General features: G+C 38.1%; 23 protein-coding genes and 3 pseudogenes. 7 read left to right on the forward strand and 19 right to left on the reverse strand.

Translation table 11 applies throughout. The features are described 5' to 3' along the window. Positions 1-54: 54 nt before the first annotated feature. The 5 genes and pseudogenes from rarD to BrL25_RS04370 all read right to left on the reverse strand — a co-directional run bounded on the left by rarD (position 55) and on the right by BrL25_RS04370 (position 3,284). Positions 55-975 (reverse strand): EamA family transporter RarD, encoded by a 921-nt coding sequence (gene rarD / locus BrL25_RS04350; RefSeq protein ID WP_018671926.1) that lies wholly within the window; start codon positions 973-975, stop codon positions 55-57. 336 nt (positions 976-1,311) lie between these two features. Next, positions 1,312-1,629, reverse strand: a pseudogene (locus BrL25_RS04355) (cupin domain-containing protein); the annotation flags it as partial. Between the two features lie 146 nt (positions 1,630-1,775). Beyond that, positions 1,776-2,009, reverse strand: a complete 234-nt coding sequence (locus BrL25_RS04360) for a DUF7667 family protein (RefSeq protein WP_018671928.1) — start codon at positions 2,007-2,009, stop codon at positions 1,776-1,778. 54 nt (positions 2,010-2,063) lie between these two features. Beyond that, positions 2,064-2,306, reverse strand: coding sequence for a helix-turn-helix transcriptional regulator (locus tag BrL25_RS04365; protein ID WP_018671929.1), 243 nt, complete (start codon positions 2,304-2,306; stop codon positions 2,064-2,066). 228 nt (positions 2,307-2,534) lie between these two features. Continuing rightward, a complete protein-coding gene (locus BrL25_RS04370; protein ID WP_018671930.1) occupies positions 2,535-3,284 on the reverse strand; it encodes a lectin in 750 nt (249 codons plus the stop codon). A 679-nt stretch (positions 3,285-3,963) separates the two neighbouring features. On the opposite strand from BrL25_RS04370, the gene BrL25_RS26220 reads away from it, so the two are divergent. Further along, positions 3,964-4,086, forward strand: coding sequence for a hypothetical protein (locus BrL25_RS26220; RefSeq protein ID WP_018671931.1), 123 nt, complete (start codon positions 3,964-3,966; stop codon positions 4,084-4,086). Positions 4,087-4,872: 786 nt separating this feature from the next. Here BrL25_RS26220 and BrL25_RS04380 read toward each other — a convergent pair. The 4 genes from BrL25_RS04380 to BrL25_RS04395 all read right to left on the reverse strand — a co-directional run bounded on the left by BrL25_RS04380 (position 4,873) and on the right by BrL25_RS04395 (position 7,413). Then, complete coding sequence (locus BrL25_RS04380) at positions 4,873-5,067, reverse strand: hypothetical protein (RefSeq protein WP_018671933.1); 195 nt, start codon at positions 5,065-5,067, stop codon at positions 4,873-4,875. A 97-nt stretch (positions 5,068-5,164) separates the two neighbouring features. After that, entirely contained in the window at positions 5,165-5,833 is a 669-nt protein-coding gene (locus tag BrL25_RS04385) for a hypothetical protein (protein ID WP_018671934.1), read from the reverse strand. Between the two features lie 192 nt (positions 5,834-6,025). Next, positions 6,026-6,709, reverse strand: a complete 684-nt coding sequence (locus BrL25_RS04390) for a DNA-methyltransferase (protein ID WP_018671935.1) — start codon at positions 6,707-6,709, stop codon at positions 6,026-6,028. 89 nt (positions 6,710-6,798) lie between these two features. Then, positions 6,799-7,413, reverse strand: a complete 615-nt coding sequence (locus BrL25_RS04395) for a glucosaminidase domain-containing protein (protein ID WP_018671936.1) — start codon at positions 7,411-7,413, stop codon at positions 6,799-6,801. Positions 7,414-7,878: 465 nt separating this feature from the next. On the opposite strand from BrL25_RS04395, the gene BrL25_RS04400 reads away from it, so the two are divergent. Continuing rightward, entirely contained in the window at positions 7,879-9,303 is a 1,425-nt protein-coding gene (locus tag BrL25_RS04400; protein WP_018671937.1) for an aromatic amino acid hydroxylase, read from the forward strand. A gap of 196 nt (positions 9,304-9,499) precedes the next feature. On the opposite strand, the gene BrL25_RS04405 is transcribed toward BrL25_RS04400, so the two are convergent. The 3 genes from BrL25_RS04405 to BrL25_RS04415 form a co-directional block, all read right to left on the reverse strand. Further along, complete coding sequence (locus tag BrL25_RS04405) at positions 9,500-9,709, reverse strand: DUF3006 domain-containing protein (RefSeq protein ID WP_018671938.1); 210 nt, start codon at positions 9,707-9,709, stop codon at positions 9,500-9,502. Between the two features lie 267 nt (positions 9,710-9,976). Next, positions 9,977-11,020: an MBL fold metallo-hydrolase gene (locus BrL25_RS04410; RefSeq protein WP_018671939.1), complete on the reverse strand. Its 1,044-nt coding sequence runs from the start codon at positions 11,018-11,020 to the stop codon at positions 9,977-9,979. A gap of 455 nt (positions 11,021-11,475) precedes the next feature. Continuing rightward, a complete protein-coding gene (locus tag BrL25_RS04415; protein ID WP_018671940.1) occupies positions 11,476-12,291 on the reverse strand; it encodes a copper amine oxidase N-terminal domain-containing protein in 816 nt (271 codons plus the stop codon). 602 nt (positions 12,292-12,893) lie between these two features. On the opposite strand from BrL25_RS04415, the gene BrL25_RS04425 reads away from it, so the two are divergent. The 3 genes and pseudogenes from BrL25_RS04425 (at position 12,894) to BrL25_RS04435 (ending at position 14,987) form a co-directional block, all read left to right on the forward strand. After that, on the forward strand, positions 12,894-14,042 hold the full coding sequence (locus BrL25_RS04425) for an MBL fold metallo-hydrolase (protein WP_018671942.1): 1,149 nt from the start codon (positions 12,894-12,896) through the stop codon (positions 14,040-14,042). A gap of 153 nt (positions 14,043-14,195) precedes the next feature. Beyond that, positions 14,196-14,379, forward strand: a pseudogene (locus tag BrL25_RS04430) (DUF418 domain-containing protein); the annotation flags it as partial. Between the two features lie 167 nt (positions 14,380-14,546). Next, on the forward strand, positions 14,547-14,987 hold the full coding sequence (locus BrL25_RS04435; protein ID WP_018671943.1) for a GNAT family N-acetyltransferase: 441 nt from the start codon (positions 14,547-14,549) through the stop codon (positions 14,985-14,987). A gap of 453 nt (positions 14,988-15,440) precedes the next feature. Here BrL25_RS04435 and BrL25_RS04445 read toward each other — a convergent pair whose 3' ends face one another. Further along, on the reverse strand, positions 15,441-15,728 hold the full coding sequence (locus tag BrL25_RS04445) for a hypothetical protein (protein WP_018671944.1): 288 nt from the start codon (positions 15,726-15,728) through the stop codon (positions 15,441-15,443). Beyond that, a complete protein-coding gene (locus BrL25_RS04450; RefSeq protein WP_018671945.1) occupies positions 15,728-16,027 on the reverse strand; it encodes a DUF2089 family protein in 300 nt (99 codons plus the stop codon). Before BrL25_RS04450 ends, BrL25_RS04445 begins: the two co-directional genes overlap by 1 nt. Before the next feature lie 307 nt (positions 16,028-16,334). On the opposite strand from BrL25_RS04450, the gene BrL25_RS24645 reads away from it, so the two are divergent. After that, a complete protein-coding gene (locus BrL25_RS24645; RefSeq protein WP_018671946.1) occupies positions 16,335-16,472 on the forward strand; it encodes a hypothetical protein in 138 nt (45 codons plus the stop codon). A 529-nt stretch (positions 16,473-17,001) separates the two neighbouring features. Here BrL25_RS24645 and BrL25_RS04455 read toward each other — a convergent pair. Next, positions 17,002-17,484, reverse strand: coding sequence for a hypothetical protein (locus BrL25_RS04455; protein WP_018671947.1), 483 nt, complete (start codon positions 17,482-17,484; stop codon positions 17,002-17,004). A 559-nt stretch (positions 17,485-18,043) separates the two neighbouring features. Between BrL25_RS04455 and BrL25_RS04460 the strand changes: the two genes are divergently transcribed. Further along, complete coding sequence (locus tag BrL25_RS04460; RefSeq protein WP_018671948.1) at positions 18,044-18,526, forward strand: hypothetical protein; 483 nt, start codon at positions 18,044-18,046, stop codon at positions 18,524-18,526. Positions 18,527-18,938: 412 nt separating this feature from the next. Here the strand turns inward: BrL25_RS04460 and BrL25_RS04470 are convergent, their stop codons facing one another. From BrL25_RS04470 to spoIIP, 4 genes and pseudogenes are all read right to left on the reverse strand, one after another. Then, complete coding sequence (locus BrL25_RS04470) at positions 18,939-19,346, reverse strand: hypothetical protein (RefSeq protein WP_018671950.1); 408 nt, start codon at positions 19,344-19,346, stop codon at positions 18,939-18,941. Positions 19,347-19,745: 399 nt separating this feature from the next. Next, on the reverse strand, positions 19,746-21,128 hold the full coding sequence (locus BrL25_RS04475; RefSeq protein WP_018671951.1) for a DUF4179 domain-containing protein: 1,383 nt from the start codon (positions 21,126-21,128) through the stop codon (positions 19,746-19,748). Beyond that, positions 21,107-21,659 (reverse strand): annotated as a pseudogene (locus tag BrL25_RS26470) (sigma-70 family RNA polymerase sigma factor). The gene BrL25_RS04475 and the pseudogene BrL25_RS26470 overlap by 22 nt, the downstream one beginning before the upstream one ends. A gap of 155 nt (positions 21,660-21,814) precedes the next feature. Further along, a complete protein-coding gene (gene spoIIP / locus BrL25_RS04485; RefSeq protein WP_018671952.1) occupies positions 21,815-23,554 on the reverse strand; it encodes a stage II sporulation protein P in 1,740 nt (579 codons plus the stop codon).

Below are 23,554 nucleotides of genomic sequence, written 5' to 3' on the forward strand. Positions count from 1 at the left end.
AATATTTTATCTTCCATAAATACAGTTAGGAAGCTAAAATCAAATGTACAATTTTTATGTCCGCTTTTCGATACGCCGTTTAAAAAACGATGGTTGCCATGCTTGCATGATTGAAGTTCGGGAAAGCGTATATAGAACAAGCGCTATCCAAATGCAAACAAAGCTTAAAAGGTGGCTATCTGTAAACGACTCTTTATATATAAATACCGCAATCGCCAATTGGATCGTAGGGGCTAGGTATTGAATGAAGCCTAATGTAGAAAGGGAAATACGTTGTGCCGCTGAAGCAAATGCAAGAAGCGGCATTGCCGTAGCTATTCCCGAACCTATGAGCAATAAATCCGTTCCCCAGTCTGCCATGCCAAACGACCCAACACCCTGACTTTGTAACCAGCAGATATATACAAACGAAATCAGGGCAACCGGAACCGTCTCTAGTGTTAATGAAGTAATCGAGTCTGTTTGAATCAGCTTCTTAACGACACCATAAATACCAAATGACAATGCTAAAGAAAGAGAAATCCAAGGAAGCTGTCCAAAATTAATAGCCATCCAGCATACGCCTACTGCCGCAAAAAGTAACGAAATAAGTTGCCAGAAATCTAATCGTTCTCGGAAAAATAGCATCCCTAACGCAACATTAAGTAGAGGATTAATATAGTATCCCAGACTTGTCTCTACAATATGACCGGAATTGACTGCCCATATGTAAATCATCCAGTTCGCACTAATTAAGACGGAAGCAAGTAAAAAAAGCAGTAGACTCCTAGGTTTCTTCATAAATTCCATAACCCGTTTCCACTTCTTGCTTAGTCCTACTAGCACGATGGAAAAAATCATTGACCATAAAATGCGATGAGCTAAAATCTCTCCCGGTGGTATAAAACTGACACTTTTCCAATAAATTGGCAGGAAGCCCCACATGGCATATGCCGCTATTGCATAAAGAATTCCTACTCTCTGTTCATTCTGCATGATTCTCCATCTCTTTCCTTATTGAATTGTTCCTAATCATACAAGAATTCACATTTTATATCAAAGAAGTTTTGGAGGAAATGACACTTACTTGTTTATGCTTTCGAAAAATTGACTAAATTTTTGCAACATCTACATTATATAGCCTCCTTTCACCGTGATCCACTAGCTTTGTAAAACATTCACGTTCAGAGTTGCCTATATTAAACAGTAAATTGATAGTATATTAAAATTCTTTCACTCATTATTATATAAAAGGTTTCCAACAGTTTTGATTTTACACCTCTGTTGGAAACCTTTTATTATTTTACAAATTAAATATTTTACATCAAGTTTTTATTTAGGATAATAAGCAAAGCCCGGATATGTAACAACCGGCCACTTCTCCTTGCGTAATGCACTCAATAGTTCAGAATCAACTTGCAAATTATCCTTAACCAGATCACGGGGAGTAAGTGCCATCCATTGATTTAGAGACATATCGACAAATCGATCGCTTTTAAATATCTCCAAGAACCACAATGTTTGCTCACCGGTATTCTGAATATAATGTCCATACGCAAATGGAACATAGCCCACATCACCAGCTCTGTAATCAAATGTACGTGCTGCACCGTCTCCCGCAAATACAGTCATTCTTCCTTCACCAGTGACTATTCTTTCGCGAAACTAAAACCAAGAACCGCATAAAATGCACTTTTATACCGTTTGGCGCAACGCGTTTTAACATGAAAATCAATATTTAAATGAAAAAACGGTATCAAGAGTGGTATCACGTCACTTCAAAATGGTAGAGGGGCTTATTCCTTTTTCAACTCCTCTATTTTCTCTATCCTTGAGCATAGTTCGTGCTGCCATCCCGTGTCGTTGGTCATACTGGCGATCAAGGATAAGTTTTTGAGTTTTGCAATCTCCCAAGCTCTTTGAGCGTTTGTACTCAAGCAATGACTCATTTCTGTCATTTCCGAGTCGGTAAGCTCCCCTGTCTTATTGATAAACCAAAGCTCTGCCATACGTTGGTGAACGATCCACATCTGCACCAGCTCCTTAATCTTAAACATACGGTATATGCACAGTTAACTTTGATTTTACATGTCCAACTGTGATTTTTTTCTGTCCCAAATTTGTTCAACTGTCCATTGCTTTTGTAATCCCTGTTCAGCAGCTCGTGCATTCAATACATCTACTATGTCGTAAGCCAACGCTAGATTAGGCATTGACTTATTCCTCGCAAGGCTTGTGATGGTATTTCGGCTAACTCCAAGTATATCAGCCAACTCCTGCTGCGACATGTCCAACATGATTAGGATCGTTTTTAGATAGCAGATCATAAAATCACCCCATTCTCACTTCACTATCGGGCTTGTCGAATCCTTTAGCGAGAGAACAAAGGTTTTGACGAAAAAAAAACTCGCTACGCATAGCAAGTATTTTACAAGAAAAACATATTCTTCATTCCACTTTCTCTGCTTTCAGTACCTGTTTACACTGTTGATCATGGTATTATGCAGATTTCACAGAAAGTACCAATAGACATACTCTCTTGGCAACAGTATACATTATAGCTTATCTGCTAAGTTATATATCCCTTTAAAATCCTCATAGTTTGAAAAGCTGAGGCTCCATTGTTCTACCTTATAGTGAGATTCCTGCGTGGTTGACTTTTTGTTTGTAATATCAGAAATATGATAACTGTATTTATATTGCACACCACCAAAGATGTCGCAATCAACGCTGCCGTCTGGATTTGTTACTGCTCCTGAATCGACAATAAAATGGAATTGTTCTGTTGAATATCCCTCTTCCGATGTAGTTTTTTCGACTTCATTTGAAATCATTTTTAATAACTGGTCATGATCTATATGGCCAGTTGGTAGATTTCCTATTACATTTGCTATATCCGAAAATATATTTTGGATAGCATTTTCTGTACTATCTGTAAACGTTTTTTCTTCTACGTTGTAATTAAATATGATTTCGTGATGTGCTTGAAGATCCTCTCGTTTAGCAAAGATCCTGTTCATTTGGATAACAAGTGGATCAGTATCATCTACAGTATAATCGTAATCATTAGATGAAGATAAAAGATTTCCAATAAAATGTGAGATTTTCTCCGAAGGAAAATTAGAAGCAACTGCCTTCGCGTACTGTTCGATCTTTTGGGGAGTATTCAATTCACAGCCAAGCCCAAGCGAAGCCAATGAATCGGATGTTTTTTGATAGTCAACAGCTAAGTTTTTAGGGGGATTAAACGTTTTAAATGAAAACTTTTGTCCTACAGGGATGTGAACCTTAGGTTTTTGATTCATAGAAAACACCTCCAGAAATTTTAACAGCGGTATAAGGCTGAAACTTTGCCTTGCCCCAATCAATAATATACCGCAAATAATTACAAAATAATACCCCTTTTAGGAATATTTACATATTCATCTTACTAATTCGAGCTACTTTTAATGATCATCTATAGAAATATTCAAAACCCTCTGATACTCTGTAGGGCTATTTTAGTATCCATGCCTCACTGGCAGTACCTTCTATGGCTGTAAGATTTCCTTCCAAATAAAAAAGCCGCCTAAAATCGGCGACCTACATAAATTCTTCCTTAAACGTAATTCAACCACGAGAGCTCCAGCGAGTCACGGGCCTATCTGGGAAACCAAACATATCAATTTGCATAACATAATAGGATTCGACATAAATATCTCGAATTAAATCTTCTTTGTATATAAAGTTTAAATAACCTATTTTTCATTAATAGTTTAAAAAAGAAAAAATCGTTTCCTTACATCTCAGGAGACGATTTTCTTCATTTTTATTTCATCCTTGTATTTTTCCTAAACTAATACACACTCTTTTCCCTAACATCACTGAACTGTTACCAAGGGGATCCATAACAAAGAAAGAAACATTCGGTCCGATTTCTTCCATAATACATGCAATCTTCTATACATCTTGGGTCATCATAGCCGGGAGTTAGGGGACGAGGCGGTGGGGTATAAGGTATTATGGGTGGATAATTTGGCCAAGGTACTCGTGGTGGGGGTAAATCAGGTCGAGGTAGCCTTTGAACCGGTAGTGGTTCATAATCTTGTCTATAAAACCACAAGGTAATTCCTCCTTATCTATATTTAAGTTTTCTCGATAGTATATTTAACTGTATAATTTTTAGGTGATTGTCTAAATAAAATTGGATAAATACCCGTACTTAATTAAAAACCCTCGTATAAAACTGAGTAAGAGAAGTAACTTAGTTATTTTCTACCCTAACCACATTCTCAACAGGTATCCACCAAAAATTCTCATCGTTCTTTAGCTTGATCTGTTTAAATTGGGGATCAAACTTATCTACACGCACTCTTAGTTATTTACATGGATAGTGGTTTAATCAAAGAATTTGAAATGACAAATGAAGAAATCAGAAACTTTACCGAATGGTATGAAGATAGAGCTAAAGGAAACGGTAAAGAAGCATACATCGTTAATAAAAAATACAACATCGGACCTTTTAATTCTAGAAAAGACTTCATTAGCTACAGTCATATAGAGAGTTTTGAAGTTCAAGAATACAGTAGATAATAAGATACCCCCTCTTACACTATGTGTGGAGGGGGTTCTCATGTTTTTTAAGGTGATCAGTAAGTTTTTTAAATAGCTAATGTTTGGTTGCAAATTTTCATGAAAATAAGCAAAATGGTTGCAAAGATGATTGTCAAGAAAAAGAATGAAAACCCTCCCGATTAAGGAGGGTTAAATTTCGTTACAAGGGGATCAAGAATTTTACTAGCCATGGAGATTATGCAATGGGTAAAATTACATGTTTATCAACCAAAAATAGCCCTCCAACGGTTTAATTTCCGTCAGAGAGCTATTTTTGTCGAAGGTTAGTTTGGGCACCCCCTATGGGGAGCTGATAATAAACATTGTAACTAATCCCATAGCAATAAACACTGCTACAAGGGAAATAAGAGAGGTTTTAACAAGTTTCTTCTTCTCAGAAACATCTCCTCTCTTATACTGATATATCGCTCTGATACTAAAAATAACCGTGATAGCTAAAGAAAAAATTAGAATTGTATTTGCCAACTGCTGCATATCTTTATCCTCCACGTATAGAAATTTAAAAGTTTCCCCTTTTTATTTTGAAAAGAGGAAACTTTTAGAGAAAAAATAGTCAAACTAAGAAAACATTTTACTGCGGCTCTATGTCAAAAATATATGCCCATGTCATATCTAGCACTACGCCAGTATTATCACTGTTATTAGCATATATACGAGAAGACAATAACGCCCAATAACTTCCAGCTATTCCAGGTGGAACAGCTGGAGCTACACCCCAAATACCTGCTACAACTGCAACACCTCCGGCTACTGATGCAGCACCGGCAAAATCAGCCGCAACTTTATTAGCCTCGCAGCTATCCAATTTTCTGCTATAACCCCACCAATAGGTAGTTTTTTCAGTAGTTATGCCATTACAATTACCTTTACCTTTGATACTAATAACTGACGAAGGCTTATTTGAATGAATTGCTTTCACATCTAAATTATTATATGCCTTTAAGTCTCCTTCTGCTATCTGTGTATTAAGTTGTTGAAGATATTTTTGCTGGCCAATCAGTAATTCCTCTTCGAAACCATCGGCTTTTGCTTTTTCAATATCGAATTCAAAAAAGCCTTCATTATTCACTAAAACATACTTTTTCAGAGGGAGAATATCCTCTTTTGTAAAATCCCCTTCTGCAGCTACAGACACTGATTTAGTCTGATCTGTGAAAGCAAAAGCATTTGGTGATGGTGCAATAATCGTGGTAGCAAATAAAGCTAAGAAAGTGAACATCATCAAAATCTTTTTGAACATTTTTATTCCTCCTACAATATGTCAGATAAAGTCTTTTTAATAGATTATCAGAAACATAATGTAAGATATTGTCATAATTTGAAATTTATTATATTTTATTTTCAGATCAAACCACGCTGATTTTCTTTTCGACCATAAATACTTACTTCTATATATGTAACCTTTTTCCTCTTTATGTATAAGAACCGCCCCCTATAAAGGGGGCAATCCTTGTCTACTACTTGCCAAATTAAAATAAACCTCATCTATTTCAAAGCCTGTTATTTTACGGCCAAGCTTGTTTGCCGCTTCTACCGTTGGGCCAGATCCTAAAAAGAAATCCGCTACCGTTTCGCCTTCCTGGCTGCTGTTCAGAATGATATCTTCCATAAGTTTAACCGGCTTTTCAGTAGGGTGAATCATCCTTTGTCCTGCTACTTTTGGTATTGGCCAAATGTCTGTTATCCGTCTATTAGGAATACGACGTTCTTTACTTTTCCCTTTAACTGCAAAAACGATAAATTCGTGCTGATAGCGATATTGGTATCCCATTCCCATGTGTACTTTGTTCCATATCACACAATTTTTTATAACGAACCCGACACGCTGCATCCACAAATATAAAAGAGGATACATCCGCCAATCAATAAACACGTAGATATGTCTGCCAGGCTTCAGGACCCTATATGCTTCTCGGAGCCATTGGAAAGTGAACCGCTGATAATTCCTTGGATTAAGATGATCGTTAGCAATTATGTTAAATCTATGCTTTTTGGTTTTAGGATTTTTTCTACCAAAAAAACCTAGATTATAAGGTGGATCGGCAATGAGTAGGTCGATAGATTCGTCTTGTAGGTGTTGTTTAGCTCCAGCTATGCAATCCATGTTGTAGATCATCGTACCAGCTCCCGTTGATGTAGTAAATTATGTGTGTGCGTAGTAGGGAAAAGAAAAAGTGCCAGCTTTTAACCAGCACTTTCTAAGAACTATTTATTTTGTGCTTCCTGTCCACTAGCAACCCTCAACTCATCTGCCAATTGCCCGATCCTAACAGCCTTATCCTTCATATCCATTTGATTGTAAAAAGCCCATTGTCCCTGTAAATGACTAATAATTTCATTTGCTACCTCTGGTTTCACCGTTTTTTCCTCCTTGTCATATTTAGCTAAACCGTACTTTTCAATCAATCCAATTAGCTTACCTGGATAACCTGGATCAGTGGCATATCCTCCCTTGTGGATAGCATGGCAAGCAGTCTTATAATCGACACCTAACACACCATGGTAGCGCGTTGGCTTGTCTCTTGTACCGTTTAAGATTAGTTTAGAATGATCCGCAATAGACTCGCTCCAGTTGTTGTAAGCTCTGAAATTAGCTGTAATGGTTGTCCATTTACCGTTGTAATTTTCCTTTGTAGGCATAGCGCAAACGCCTGCTGGACCTGTTCCTTTGATACCAAAGAGGTTGTTTCCTCGCTTAGTAAGGTAGTACTGCCACTCGTCATTATTCGGATGCCAATGCAGTTCTCTCATTGCTCCTGGTTCAACTTCAACTAAGGCGGCAGCAACTGTTTTTGAAGCCAGAAAATTAGATGAGTCCACAATTCTAACACTTCCCCCAGGTGTTCTAATTGGTTTTTGAGCTAATAACCGATACGTAAAGCTTTCGGGAACGATCCCATAGGGAGAGTGGACTTGACAAGAAAAGAGACTTTTTTCATCAAATAATGTATGCCACAATTCCCTTCATTATTACTTTCCGTCATTAAAAACTTGATTATCATTTCCCGCAATAAGATACATTCCCATGCTACGGTTTATTCTAAAGTTTATCCCTTTTACAAACTGATACATTTATAAATCAACAAATTAACTCAATTGCATGAATATTTCCAGCCGTATTGACGATCTTATTTTCCCGACATATACTTATCCATATACTTTATCACTTAAAAGCATAACAGTTTAAAAGCATAACAGTTTAAAAGCATAACAGCTTAAAAGCAAAAAAGTGAAGCAACCCACTCTTATGCTTATACAGCAAGGATGGGACAGGAGGACATTATTATGCAAGCTACTACTAAAACAAATTTCGTTATTCCTAAACATCTTCAACCATACGTCGTCGAACAAAATTATGATAAATATACAGAAGTTGACCAACAAGTGTGGCGTCATGTATTGCACAGAAATTACAATTTTTTAAAAGATGTGGCTCATCCAGCATATGTAGATGGATTACGTAAAACAGGGATAAGCCTAGATCATATACCTCGTGTTGAAGAAATGAACCAATGCCTACAGCCATCTGGCTGGGGAGCTGTTACAATAGATGGATTTATTCCTGCTGTGGTTTTCTTTGATTTTCAATCACGTGGGATTCTTCCGATCGCTACCGATATCCGTAAGCCTGAGCATATCGACTACACTCCAGCACCTGATATCATACATGAGGCGGCTGGTCATGCTCCTATTCTAAGTGATAAGTGGTATGCGGATTATGTTAAACGTTTTGGAAAGATCGGTTCCAAAGCATTTGCTACCAGAGAAGAACATGAGGTATTTGAAGCGATTCGTTCATACTCCAAATTAATGGAAGATCCGAAGGCAACGCAAGAAGAGGTTCAGCTAGCCAAAGAAATTCTTGATGCAAAGCAAAGTGCAGTAACAGGTGTATCGGAAGCAGAAGAGATTGCCAGATTATACTGGTGGACAGTCGAATACGGTTTATTTGGAAAAATAGAACAGCCATTGCTATACGGCGCTGGTCTACTTTCTTCCATTGAGGAAAGTAGACACTGTCTAACCGATGCTGTCATCAAGCGACCATTCTCTTTAGAAGAGACGATCAGCACAGCATTTGACATAACGAAAATGCAACCTCAACTGTTTGTTTGCGAAAGCTTTGACCAGCTACTTGATTCTGTTGAACGTTTTAAATATCGCATGGCCTTTCATACAGGTGGTAAGGTTGCTATGGAAAAAGCACTTCGTTCAGGTGCTACTTCCACTGTGGTATACAGCTCTGGCCTACAGGTAACTGGAACACTAGAGTCAATGGTATACACTGAAAATAGTGAGATTGTTTTCTTCCGTACAGAGGGCCCGACTGCTCTTGCTTGGAACAATCGGGAATTGAACGGACATGGTAAATCCACACACACTGATGGTTTTTCTTCTCCAATTGGCCGTCTGCAAGGTGTTTCACTTCCACTGGAGTTGTTTACAGATGGAGACCTCGAGGCACACGGTATTAGAATGAAGGAGCACGTGAACCTTGTGCTTGAAGGTGGAATAACAGTGGAAGGAAGATTGGAAGAAATCGTCCGTCAGGAAGGCAAGATATTGCTTCTGTCCTTTAATCAATGCAAGATTAGTCATCATGGACGTACCCTTTTCCAATCTGATCAAGGCACATACGATATGGCTGTGGGCGAACGAATTGTATCTACATTCGCAGGTGCGGCAGATCCTGAAAGATTTTTTGAGTAAAACGAAATTAGTACACGAATGTCCCGACAGTTGTTGGGACATTTTTTTAACTCCCCACTCTCTCTTTTTATATGTGATCTGGACAAGAAAAAAGCACCACAGTGGGTGCTAAGGCTTTCTAGGCTAAACAATCCCTGTTACGTCTTTTGGATTCTGCAATTCTTGTTAAAGAAATTCCTGATAGAGATCTATGCCGTTATTCAAACAAATCATCCATCAAATCATTAGCTTCTTTTTCTCTAGCCTCAGTTTCCGTTTGGTCTACTTCGGTAGAAATATTTATCACTTGCCCAACCTGCACATTAGCCTGGAAAATAGAGATAGGAAGGTCATATGTCTGACCATCAATCTCCACAACAACCATGCCCTCCTCAAAGCGATCGATAATTCCTTTTGTTGTTTTCATACTCACTACCTCACATTCTTTATATACTAGTCTTACTAGGGGCAAGACTTTGAATTCATTATAAGTCAATACTTGCAAAACAATAGAAAAGTATTAACGGATAATTTGCTGGAGTCATATCAACTTCTAAAACTAGCAAAAAAATACAAGCTACAGGAGTTACTATTTCGAATTTGTCCTAGGATCGTTCGGTAGGTTATATTTCTTATCGTACTCATAAAAAATCGGTAGAACAATAGATTAGCATTCCACCGATTTTTTTCCCCTCTACCTCGCAGTCTTACATGTGATCGTCTTTCCATTACTTACAGCTAAGATCGTTCCTTTTTGATCTGTACGGTATGTAATAATTTTTGATTGTTGTAATTTCTGTAGCGTACCTTGGGTTGGATGCCCGTATTTATTATCCTTCCCAGAGCTGATGACAGCATATTTAGGGGCTACGGCTTTCAGAAAAGCTGGTGATGTAGAAGAATTTGAACCATGGTGGCCAACCTTTAACACGTCAGCCTTGAGAACTTGCTTGCTTTTAAGCATATCAGCCTCTGATTTATGCTCAGCATCGCCAGTAAATAAAAATGAGGTTGTTCCATAAGTAAGGTGTAAAACGGCACTCCATTCATTTAATTCCTTCTCGTATGTACCAACCGGAGCAACGAATTTAGCTGAAATGCCCTGAAGAGGTATCTGTGTGCCTGCTGTTGCTGGTTTAATGGATAAACCTTGTCCTTTGATTAGCTTCAAAAGGGTAACGTATGTATCGGTTGTGTGAGCTACTTTGGGTGCATACACAGATTTAACTTTAAAGTTCTGCATGACCTTATGTAGGCCACCGATATGATCAGCATCTGGATGAGTCATGATTAGAACCTCGATGTCATCCACCTTGAGGTCCTTTAAGTATTTCACCATCAAATCGCCCTTGTCCGTATTCCCACCATCAATGAGAATATCGTCACCCTTAGGGGTTTTTATATAAGTAGCATCCCCTTGCCCAACATCAAGGAAGTAGATTTTTAGATCGTTTGTGGTTGATGATACTGGAACGATCGAAGCAGGTGCTTGTTTACCAGAAGGGACAGCTTGTACTTTGGGTTGTGATACTGGGGGTTGCTTCGTTTGATTAGTACGGATTACCTTACCATCCCGATGAATATGATACTCTCCATCCTTTAATCCCCATTTAGCGCAGTTCGTTTTGCAAACATGACCACCATTGGCATCTGTCTTACCAGGATGCGCTTCTGACAAGCCAATGGGTAGAATAAACATAGCCATGATGATTACTAGTAATATGTTTCTTTTCAACATATGCACCTCCAAATGATTCAAAAATAAAACTTAAAGCTTCAACTCGTTATGCTGTCATAAAAAATACACCCTCTAAAGTTCATCGGCTAACCTCAAGGTTTTTTCCAATGTCTACTTTAAAAGAGTGCATTTTTTTTGTTACAACGTTTATTTGTTGTCAAGTCATCGCCTTCATAAGCTCGTTAATTGTGAAAAGTCCATCTGAGGTTCATATTCAACCATTGCACTAAGAAGTAATCTGGGCAATTTCATAAATTTAGTCTAATTCAACTCTTATACGTTTCGACCACGCTGGGAAGTGGAGGATTTCTGGTCTTTCCAGTGACCCTCTTTGTCCCAAGCAAATAGATAAAGAAAATAAAAAGCCCTCGCCGTAGCGAGGAGCGTAGATCGAATATCACTATCATATGGGGTCTATTCGTTTATTTATACCGTATTTGACATCAAGCTTCAATTTAGTCTTGCAAATCGTCAATCAAGACAATTTTGCCTTCTTCCTTCCAATCTACGCTCGTTTTCAACTGTTCACTAACAAAACGTAGCGGCAGGAAAAGGCGCCCATTTTTAAGAACAGGTGCAGTTTCTAAAGTGATGTCTTTTCCGTTAACAGTTGCCTCTTTTTTATCCAAATATAGAGTGATTGACTGACTGCCACGAGTAATTAATACTGAACGTGTTTTGTCATCCCACTTCACGTCTGCTTTAAGTGCCGCACTGATAACGCGAATCGGAACCAGTGCTCGTCCCCCCTGCATGAATGGTTTTACATCTGACGTAATGACCTTACCATCTACAAGTGTAGTAATTTCAGTGTTACCGTTTTTCTTTAACAGTTTGCCCAGCTTATCAACAGAAGAGCGATCTGCTTTGTTATAGTAACGCTCAACTAGTTCCAGTTGAACCTCTACTGCTTGGGAAATGTCCGCTTGTTTTTCTAATTCGGATACCAGTGTCTCATATTTAGATTTCTGTTTATCGCTTATCTCTGTAGTATGTTTCAATTCCTGACGTAGCTCGATTAGTTCTTTTTTCAGCTCGACGTTTTCCAGTACTGGCTTAGCTGAAGAACTATTCTTCGTTGTTTCCTCTTTTTCGGAGGTCTTTTCCTTTTTCATTTCTTTCTCTTCATTCTTTTTGCTATCTACTGAAACTTCAACTTCTACCTTACCCTTCCCCTTTGCATTTCCGTTGTCTTCCTCTTTAGCTAATACTGCGGGTACGGCTGTTACTAGAAGAGCAATTGCCAAGGATGCGGATATCAGTTTCTTCATCGTTCATTCTCCTCTCAAGATGTATTATTATGCTCTTGCGCATCTCTTGACGAAGAATAACGAGACAAGGTTGCGAATCACCGAGCACCTACATATACCTATCTATTTTCACTTAGAACCCATTTGTACAATAGAATAAATCTTCTCCATTACCAGTAACACCAATCATACACTCATCTGATTTATCTGGATTAGAAAATACGACCATGCTACCTATTTGTTTTTCCGAACCCAACCATGAATAAGTCGAACTTATGAGTAAGAAATAATCTGCTACACGATTCATTCCATAAAAGGACGCAAAATGAGAATACAAAAAGTCTCCAGCCCGATTTACTTGCTGGAGAGCTTTTTGTTTTTACAAATAAAGTCTGGCATCTTTATTTGGCATAAGCAACATCACGTCGATCTTTACAAATCGACAGCACCATTGTTCAATCGCTTATGCATGGTTATTTTATTGCAAGCACGCTAAAAAGGTTACTTATCCAATAGAAAATCAGCGATTGCCGCTCTACATCCTCACTTCCCCCCCTGTGCGTTGTCTCTTCCCCTACATAATAGAAAAATCTAGTGGCTATACTACTCACAGGAGGTGTGCCATGAACAAAATATATATCATGAGCATAAGTATTGGTATCGCATTACTTGCAACATCCTGTTCTAACATTGGCGGTACAAATCAGAAATCAGGACATACCCAAACAGTTCAAAATGCTGGTGTGAAAAATAAACAATCGAATGTACATCAAATGGCCAATAGAGCAACCGTCGCTAAATCCATTAAGGAAGCCCCGTCAACAGTAAATGCACGGTACGTGGAGCCATCGTCTAAAAAAGTTCTCCATTCTGGTGAAAAAATAGATAGGCTATATAATAGAAATTTGAATGAGAAGTATATCTTGCAACGCCTTACTCCTCGTACGTATTGGGTTCAGAGTAATTTTTACAGTACAACATTCTTTGTTGGTAAAAAAGGCGTATTACTGTTCGATCCATTAGAAGATCGCACAGAGCAAATCCTAGCAGCTATTCGTAAGGTGACCAAATTACCAATTACCAGCGTCGTCTATTCTCACAATCACGCGGATCACATTGGTGATTCTTCTAAACTACTTGCTACATTAAAGAAGTCAGGAATAAAACCACGCATTGTTGCAAGTAAAGCTACATCTGACAAGCAGCTCTATCTGAATAGTAAGCTTCCTCGTCCCACTGAGGTTGTTGCCTGGCCAAATGGCTCCTTTAAATTCGAGGATTTGACCGTTCAATTACATGGTTTTGCACGAGCTTCTCATTCGGATGATCATTCTGTTTGGTTGCTTAAAGACGAAGGAGTACTTCACGCACCAGACTTGATAAACCCAGATCAACCTCCATTTTGGAGATTCGCCGGTTCAGATACCTTCCTTTATCATGAACAGAATCTTCAAGATGCACGTAAGCTGTCGTGGAAATGGGTAAATGGCGGGCATGGCAACATTGGTGAAAAGAAAGACTTTGACTTTGATCTGACCTTTATCAAAGATCTTAAAAAAGCAGTGGCAGATGCTATGGAAAGCCAGAAATTCACCGATTTTGTTGACCCTAGTAAGGGGGCTCATACTGCCTTTTTACCTAGCTGGTTAAACGCTGTCTCTAAACAGTCTACCGATACCCTTCGCCCGAAATATGGAAAATATTACGGTTTTGATTATGCTACACCGTCCAATGCCGAAATGGTAGCTGAATGGATGTTTTCGTATCGTTAATACCTTAAACAAATGATTACTCAAGCATGTATGCCCGCTCTCCATAATCTGAGCGGGCTTTATTCAGTCTTATGGCACGTCTTTCGTTATAAATCCAAACTTTATATAGTAAGGGCCACTTACAGATCCTGCAAATAAAATCCAAATCCTTGATTGATACCGAAGATAGTAATAACACTAGATTATTTACGTGGGTTCGCTTTAGTAGGTATTATTCTCATGAACATTATTGCTCTACTTACTATTGGTGATCCGATAGCAAACACGAAAGATGCTTCCTACCAACGTTTTTTATTCTTATTAGTGGAAGAATAGATTTTTCACCATTTTCTCATTCAGAATCCGAGTATACTCAATGCTTCCACTATTTATTACAATAGAGAGATACGAAATTTAAGACGGTAAATAAAAAGGAAATCTCGGAGGAAAAATGGATAAATTACACATCTCTGTCCCCTCTTCCTATGGTATGATTTTCCTAAATGAAGTAAAGGGGACATCTGTGTGAATCTTATCTTAAAAGAAATAACTGCTGAAAACTGGGAGGAATGTATTGAACTACAGCCCCATGAGGATCAAGAAGTATTTATCGCCTCAAATCTATATTCCTTAGCACAGTCAAAATTCTTACCTAACTTTGAAACTCTTGCTGTATACAAAGATCAAAAAATGGTGGGGTTTGTCATGTTCGGAAAAGATCCAGATGATTCGCAATACTGGATTTATAGACTTATGATCGATGCAAGCCACCAAGGAAAAGGTTATGGTAGTGAAACAATGAAACAGGTGATAGAAAGAATAAAAGCAAAACCTGATACCACAGATATTATGGTAGCCTATCATCCAGAAAATCAGGCCGCTGCCTATCTTTACAAAAAACTAGACTTTAAAATTCTTGGCAATGCTCCATGGGGTGAAATTATGACACGACTCTCAAAGAATTGAATCAGCAATGAATTTGAACACGAGACCCACTGCAATCTATGCAAACTAAGATGAGGTTGCCGGAGGGATATTTCGGTATGGATTGTCCCTTAACTACAAAGTCCCAGATGATCTGGCTATTTTAGGTCAAACAAACCAGCCAATCGGAATAGGATTGGGTTTATCCACAGTAGATCATCAGCTTAATTTTAATATATAGTCAAGTAGAATAGCCCTGTAGCTTTTTGACTCAGGGCTTAAAATAGACTCCAAATTCTAGTAGAGGGTGTGTGCGGCATACGTCTACACCTTTCAGCAGACATTCCCAGCAATACTTATAACCTAGAAGATATAGGTGAAAATCTCCTTGTATAAATACTCCTCTGCATTCTGAATTCTTATCCCGTTACATTCAACAAAATAATCATAGTGTCTTTTCAGCCATGTAAATGATCTATCTCGACTTGTAGTTGATTAAAGATCATGTAACTCTATTTTCTCTAACTCTTTCCGTCTTTTATCCTTAACAGATGTTCTTCCCTTAATCCAGACCAGTAATAAAAGTGCTGTCCCACCTAAAGCTGCCAATATCATTGACATTTCCTTACCTTCATTAAATAATCCAGTCAGCTTTCCATACACAAAACATGCAATGTATATCACTGGTAAGATAGCTCCCCAATATGTGTTATTTCTTCTGGATAGGTAATATTGAATCCCCAATATGACAACTCCCACTACGAATTGCAACGCGTGAACCATCAATTATCAGCTCTTTCCTTTTTATATTTATCTATAATTATTTTTGCTACTTCAAGGCTAATACGCTCATCAATTACTAGATTTTTAATCATATGAACGAACTCTACTTCGTCTTCCTTGCTATGCAGTTCAATTTTTTTAATTAATCGATCCAGCTTAGCTCTAACCGTCGGATAAGAAACATCATATATTGTTGACATATTCTTTAGAGAACCCGAATTTATAATAAATTTTCTTATGAATTCGAGTGACTCCTTATCTAAAGCCAAGATCCAAGATGGAATTTCTTCACGCTCCATCAGCTCACCTCCCCTTTAATTATATTAATCTAAACTTAAATTTTATTCAAGTTTTTTTAAATATTTTTCAATAAATACTCAAGGGCTGTTGTAGATCGGTCAGACACTTCACAAATGATAATTTTAAAGTGAAGAAGGATCGAGGTTGACGATTAGCTCGGCAATCGAAGTTCGTTCTGTTCAAAATCCTTACATAGAATGAACAGAGGACAAAACTTGTAAATAAGTAAGCAATTTATCAAAATACCTACATTTAGCTTTTTATGCTATATTATTTTCATACTATTCAGAAATAGGTGGTGATTCTATGAAAAAGTGGTTGGTAATGGGACTTACTGCTCTTATGCTTCTTTCCCTTTCTACTTCTGTTTTTGCTACATCCTCAGCTACCCAAGTTGGTGGTATTTACGAATGCACAGATCCTCTTAACCCAGATAATTGTTAACTTTCCCCTCTTCAACTAGCATCATGCTTGGAAGTAGGCTTTAATGGACTACTTGTGTACTACAGAATGATTTCCACAGTAGCTGGCTTGGAAAACAAGATTTTTACCTATATAATCTGAATTCCTTAGTCGGTGAGCGAAGCCTTGTAGGTAAGAAAGACCTGCAAGGCCTCACTACTGTCATTAGAGGTCAGGAAAAATTACAACTCCGGTTTTCCTTCGTGCTACCATTAGAACCGAAAGATTTAGCTTACGAAAAGCTAGAATTGACAAAAAAGAAGCCTTTGCAAGCACGCAAAGACTTCAACCTTCACCATATAATTGTTCCTTTGTCTATATGCTGCAATGAAACTTTACTAGTAAGTTTGATTTATTTAGCATCGTAAAGGCTTTCTGCTATTTAATAAGTTGCTCTTTAGTAACATCCTTGGACCTCGTCATCACGCTGTAGCTCAGCTTCGTGCCATTTTTCAACCATTCAATTTGTTGACTATATACTTTATCATGATCCCATAAAAGGTACGCAGCTTCATTTTTCTCGGACTTTCACCTTCTCCATCTTGTCAAAACTGCCAACTGTCGAAATTTTATCTCCTACTCCTTCTTCATTTCTGACTTGAACCATGACTTTATCTTTCTCACCTTTGTAAAAGAAAGTACTTTCTTTTAATACATCCGTTAATAGAAGCTCTTTAACGATTAGCTCTTTCATGTTTTTTTCTGCTTCTGCTTTCAGTGCGTCAGCATTAAAATCTCTCTTTTCTTGATAATCAACATAAGCCTCTGAGAATTTATACCCTCCAGCTAGTTCAGTAAGAAGAACGAATTTTTCTCCTATTTTTGCTTGTACCTCTGCCAAATTCATAGAATGGAACGGTTGCTGGATCACATGAGTTAAGACAAAATTACTATTCTCAAGAGAACCCCCATTTTCTGATAGCTTAGGAGTAACATAGACAACTGCCGCCGTACCCGGCTTCAGTTTATCCATGACGTTGTTTACTATTTCCATTTGTCTTTCCGATTCTCTTTCCTCTGCTTCCTTTTGTTTTTCATCTAAATTGTCTATTGTAGTAAAACTAAAAAGTAAACTGATATCAAAGACCCAAAATACAAGAGAGCGACTAAAATATAAGCAGTAAAAAGATGGACGACTTCTATTGCAACTGTATTGATTGTGGCAGGAACAGCAGGAATGTGGAAGGGACAAGAATTATTTTCTGCAAAAATACCGTTTTTCATATGACAGAGAGGGTGCTGTATAAATATCTGAACTAGGTCAATATTTGCAATTAAGTGTAATTATCTTGTTAGGCATGGACTTTTCGATAAGGGAATGGAGTTTTTCTTTTTATAGATATTCTTAGAAAATAATTACATAACCCCATCGTTATTTACAAATATATACAATTGAAGTAATATAGTTAACAACTATCACATATTATTAATGAGGGACTTGTAACCTGCTCTATGCTTAGCTACTCCTTTAACTCCATCAGCAGTTAGAAATAGACACTAAAGGTCTTTCAATTGTTAATAAAAATTTGAAAACTGTTAGAGAGAATGTATTTTTGGATGAGGATGGATTTTATCACCTAAAACCTGAGTTAAAAGAGCTACTGGGTGAAGAAGAGTATGAATTCTTTGTGAAATCTAACGAAAAAATTAATCAACTTATTAAAGATGGGGTCATTAAAGTTGATGAAGATGGTCAGATTATTAAAAACGCTAGCAAATTGAAAGTAAAAGCTTCCGAAGATGCTTATGAGGAGTTTGAATATTTTTGGTGGGGTACGCATTATGTTCTAAATAGAAAACAAGCTGATAACTTTCAGCAATCACTAGAGGATGCCGAAGAAGCATATGATTTTTACTCCATTGCTTTAATTATGGTTCCCGAAATATACTATTCGAAACTCCTCTCTCTTACAACTCAATTACTTAGCAAACGCGCTAGTAGCATAGCTAAGAAGATAGATAAAAACAAGACCAAAAAAGGTGTCTATTGTGATTTTGGGTGGGATGGATTTACAACTAATATTTACGGGCGTTAATTAACTGGATTTAAAAGCCGCATATTTGCGGCTTTACTTCATTATTAGGAGGGTTGTTTGGAATGAATGTAACCGCAACGAATATTGGATTGTTTTTAGTTATTGCAATACTGTTAGTTTCTTTATTTTTTACAAATAGAAAAAATCCAAAAAAATCGTCAGTTAAAATCTATATACTCAACATTATTATTCTGAGTATTATCTTAGGCAACTATTTCTATAACAACTATAGTGGACTTAACTCTATTTTTATACCTATCGTTTATATTCTGGTGATATTATTGAACCTCCAGCAAATTATAAGAGGATTAAAAAATAATAACTTGAAATAATTTGATCCTGATTATAGTATTATGTAAAATCAAACGTCCGAATTTGAGAATTCGGACGTTTCGCTGTTATTAGCCATTATTTATTCTTGTTTGAAATATGTAGGCTTTATTCTAATACTTTGGATTTCACCTTTTTTTGTCATGTGTACATAGGCTACTGTTCCATCCTCCTTCTCCATGATATAAGACCCATATCTATGTTTAATTTCTTTGGTTGCTGGAGTAAATTCATTACTATTCATTCCAAAAGCTTTTTCTAAAATTATGTTTGCCTTTTTCGTCACTTCAGAATCTGATATTTTTTTATCTGGCCAATCAAAATCATTATATCTCAAAACCAAGCTATACACCCGGCCAGTTTTTGCTCCTATGTTGATATAATCACCATCTTGAGTCGAAAATCCCCACTGGTCTTCATAAACGCCACTAGCCAATGGTCCATGAAAGAGCAGACTTGTTGCAAAAAGTGACAAAACAACCTTCTTCATTTTTCTCTTTCATCCTTTCTACTCACATATATCCATGAGCATTAGTCTAATAACTTTCATTGGCTGAAATTTTTTGTGAATACCAATTTGCAGTATGAACGATTCTTTCACTTTCTTCTAGCCATGCTAAGTACTATCATACCAAATTTTATGAAAATAGAGTAAATGAGCCCTTCTTTATTGGAGGGCTTCATGTAATAAATGTTTCACGTATAAAAGCAGTGCAGAAAAAGTCCTGACAGCATTTTAGCGTCAGGACTTTTCTATCTCCCGCTCCAAGTCTATAAATCATAAGTGGTTATTAGAAGAATGTATGCTGGAATTTTCTCACCGGTTCTTCCTGTAAGCTGTACTGATCCAATCAGAATGACAATTACTATTCACCATGCCTAGTACCATTTAAAGCAAAGGAATCTTGATTAAATTCTGTTCACGAATCTTTTGCTCTTCTTTGTTCATAACATCTGTAGGAATGACTAGCTTCAAGTTTTTTGGAGATGGAAAGGGTGGAAATTCTGTCATGAACGAATAAGACTCAGTAAACTCTCTTATTTCAGGTGAACTTCTGTATTCGTTATTCTTTTCATCCTTTATTATTAAAAAACGTGATTGATTGAAGGGATTTTTAACCTCATAATGGATAACCGTTTTTGTTGAAAGGAAATCTACCTTTTTTAGAATAAAGTCTCCTTGTTGTTCGGACAATACATAAGGTAATGGGTGTGATAGATCAATCTCTGCATCCTTTGGAGGATTTTCTTTTGTTTTTGACTTCTCTAGCTCTGTCTCTTTCTCCACTACTACACGGGGATTCATGTAAATAAATGGTTCTTCTCCATTTAGTTTAGAAAGTATAAACTCGTATTCTTTGGTATTGTCATTTAAAAAGTGACCCATGAAAGAATGTGGTCGTCTATTCATATATTGGTCATAAAAGGTGATATGAAGATTCTTCAGTTTCTCTCTAGGACCATTGACTATAATTCGTGAGGTTGTTCCTGTAGCATTTCTCCTGATGTTTTCAACTGTAAATTGTAATCCGTTCCGATCCTTTTCAAAATGTGGAGGAACTGTTCGTTGCAAGGCTTTTAGAGATTCGGGCATTTTAAACTCAAGATCCCACTGCCATTTCCCACTTCCCCCTACTAAACCTACTCGTTCTATCTGTGCGTGGAGTAAAAAATCATTTGGTGCCCCTGCTTTTAAATAAGTAGAGTCAATCCCTGCATACAAATGGTCCCCGATTCGTGTTACGTCTTTACTTCCACCGTTAAAAAAAGATTCTCCAATTCCATTCAAAGTAAGCTCCTTAAAATCAGCAAGATAATCAGAAAACAAATCCCTATTGAGATCTTTCTCCGGCGGCATTTGAACCAGATACCCAATAGCCAACTGGTGTCCGTCAAAGAACAAATCGGTTATTGTGACAGTCACTCCTTGATCGGTTTTGCTTACATGATAAGGAACCGTCAACCCTTTTTCATGAAAGGCTTTCAGCTCTTCATCACCGTATGCCACAAAGGCACTGATACGCGGAGTATTAGTAAGTGTAGGAAACAGATTCTTTATGGTGTCCGCACTAGGCACTCCCGTTAGTGCCAGCAGGATAATCAATAATCCAGCAAAGGAGGAAGTCCAGTACCAGATTCTGCGCTTTGGTTTTGAAGTCATGATCATTTTCTCCCGTACATGATTTTTCATTTTCTGGGTAAATGTTAACTCGGAAAGGATCGGACCTTTATCACTATATTGAAACTCCTTTAATTCTTGATCGATGTCCATGACAATCCCTCCCGCTCAAGCAATTGTTTCAGTTTTTTTCGTCCCCGATAAAGCTTGTTTCGCACAGCTCCTTGGGAGGTTTCCAGAACATGAGCTACTTCTTCAATGGATAAGTCCTGATAATAATGAAGAACGATGACTTGACGGTAGGAGAGCGGCAATTTCAGTACGAGCTGTACGAATTCCTTCCGTTCCACTTGCTTCATGACCAGTGGCTCTGTCTCATCCTGCTCTTTTTGTGTATGCAGGTATTCCCCAAACAAAGATGGGAAGATGTTTCCTAACGTACCAGGATCGGACATGCTTCTTGGCTTCGTTTATGGCGATTCGATAAATCCATGTTTGAATGCTTGATTCTCCCCGAAAAGAAGGCAGGTGACGATATACTTTTACGAATACCTCCTGCGCAATATCCTCAGCAGATGTCCGATTTTTTACAATTAAATAAACAAGATGTACGACTCTCCTTCCATATTCGTTCATAATTCTTTCCATGATGGCTTCGTTGGTTTCATGCAATTCCAAATCCATGGCGTTACTCCTCTGTCCGCTCACATATATTGATCCATGAGCTACGGATCGTGTCACACCTTTTTAAAATTTTTTTTTAGCAGTATGAAATAAAAATGAAAAAATCCCCGCTTTGGAGGATTTTTTCTTGTGATTTCTATATAAGAATGCTTCTTTTACTTTACCGCAATTTGCGATTCAAACATATAAGTAACAAGCACATTGGCAAATGCTTCAGCCGTATTGTAGCATTCCTCCAATGTATTGTTAGTCCCGCCAAATTCCAGCAGCAGGCTCCCCTCGGAAATAGACTGATTATACACGCCATTCCCTTGGTTCTTACCTTTCAGGATAATTCCCCGTGATAAGCCAGGATACGAGGCTTCCAAACGGGCATGCAGATTTTCGGCTAGCTTCTTGTTTTGTAAATAGTTCGGGTGGGCTGTTCCGATGACAAATAAAATACGCGAATACGTCTTGTCATTCAAGGTAAGGGCTACCTTACTGCGGGGCTCGTCACTATCCCGATGGATGTCAAAAATATATTGTAGGCTTGGATTCATTGCTGCCGCTGCGCTTACCGCTTTGTATGATTCCGCATAGGAAAGCGAATAGCTTTTCTTTTGCTCCGCCAGTTTTTTGGCAAAGTCGTCCTGATTCACCATCGCTTGAATACCGTGCGCCTGCAACAGCTCACCCAACCGTTTTCCGACCAATGTGATATTGATTTGGGGATCATCCACTGAGCTACCACTCGTATTTCTTGCGACATTTCGCCATGACTCACGGTTATGTGTGTGATAGATGTAGACTGTTTCATTCCCAATCATGCCAGTGTTATATTCTACCCCAGAGGTGTTGGGTACATTTGCTGGCTGATTAATACCTGGCTGAACGCGATCTACTATCCAGCTAGCAATATAGGCAGTCGAATTGTCAGTTAATTGAATTTCGTACCAGTCTCCTTCGCTCTGTACAACCGGGAAGACTTGCCCAGGCTGAACATTCCCGACGACAGCATAATTGGTTCCAGGTCCAGATCGCAGATTAGTATCGGGATTTTTCACGCGAATCATTGCTTCAGCTTGTCCTGTATTAGGAGTAGGTGCACCCGGTATATCACTTGGCTGTCCCTGAACCGCACCCTCATGAGCCACTGGTTTGAAAATATAAGCGTCTGTGCCGTTAAAGCTGATCTTGTACCAATCATTTGTATATCCATAATGGTTGATGGTTGTATTGACAGGTAGCTGACCAATAACTGTGCTTAAAACATTTGGCTCAACATAAACATCATAGCTTTCCGATAATACAATTGTACCTGCCACTTGCCCATTCTCTGTAACAAAAGATGGTAAAGGAACAACCGGTTCAGGAGATGCTAAGGATGGAACTGGTGTTGATACAGGTACTGGATTAGGAATCGGTTTTGGGGTTGGTTCGGTGGTTTCCGTCAAGAAACGCGCATTTACCCAGCCGCTGACATTGTCAGATAGCTTGATCTGTGCCCAATCCCCTTGTTTTTTTATTTGCAAAAATACACCGTTTTGGTCGATGATCTGCAATATTTGTGCAGTTGCATTCGGCTCAGCCCGGACATTTAGCATGTCTACGTTGCTCTTTACATATTTCACCTGTGGAATTTCAAGCTTTTTGACATACTTATGTAGTACCCAGCCTGTTTTCCCATTAGCGAGCTTCACCACCTGTATCCAATCATTTTTCTCTGTAAGGATCGGTAGCCGTGTAGCTCTGGTGATGGTTCCGACAATCTGGTTCGTTGTACCTGGAGCACTGCGAATATTTAGTTGATCAACAGTTACCTCCACATGGGTGGCCGCCTGTGCAAACGATTGAGGTATTAGTAAAAGCAGGAAACAAACAGCTATTAAAATGGTATGTACACGTAAAAACAA

This window comes from Brevibacillus laterosporus DSM 25, assembly GCF_002706795.1.
Lineage (GTDB): Bacteria > Bacillota > Bacilli > Brevibacillales > Brevibacillaceae > Brevibacillus_B > Brevibacillus_B laterosporus.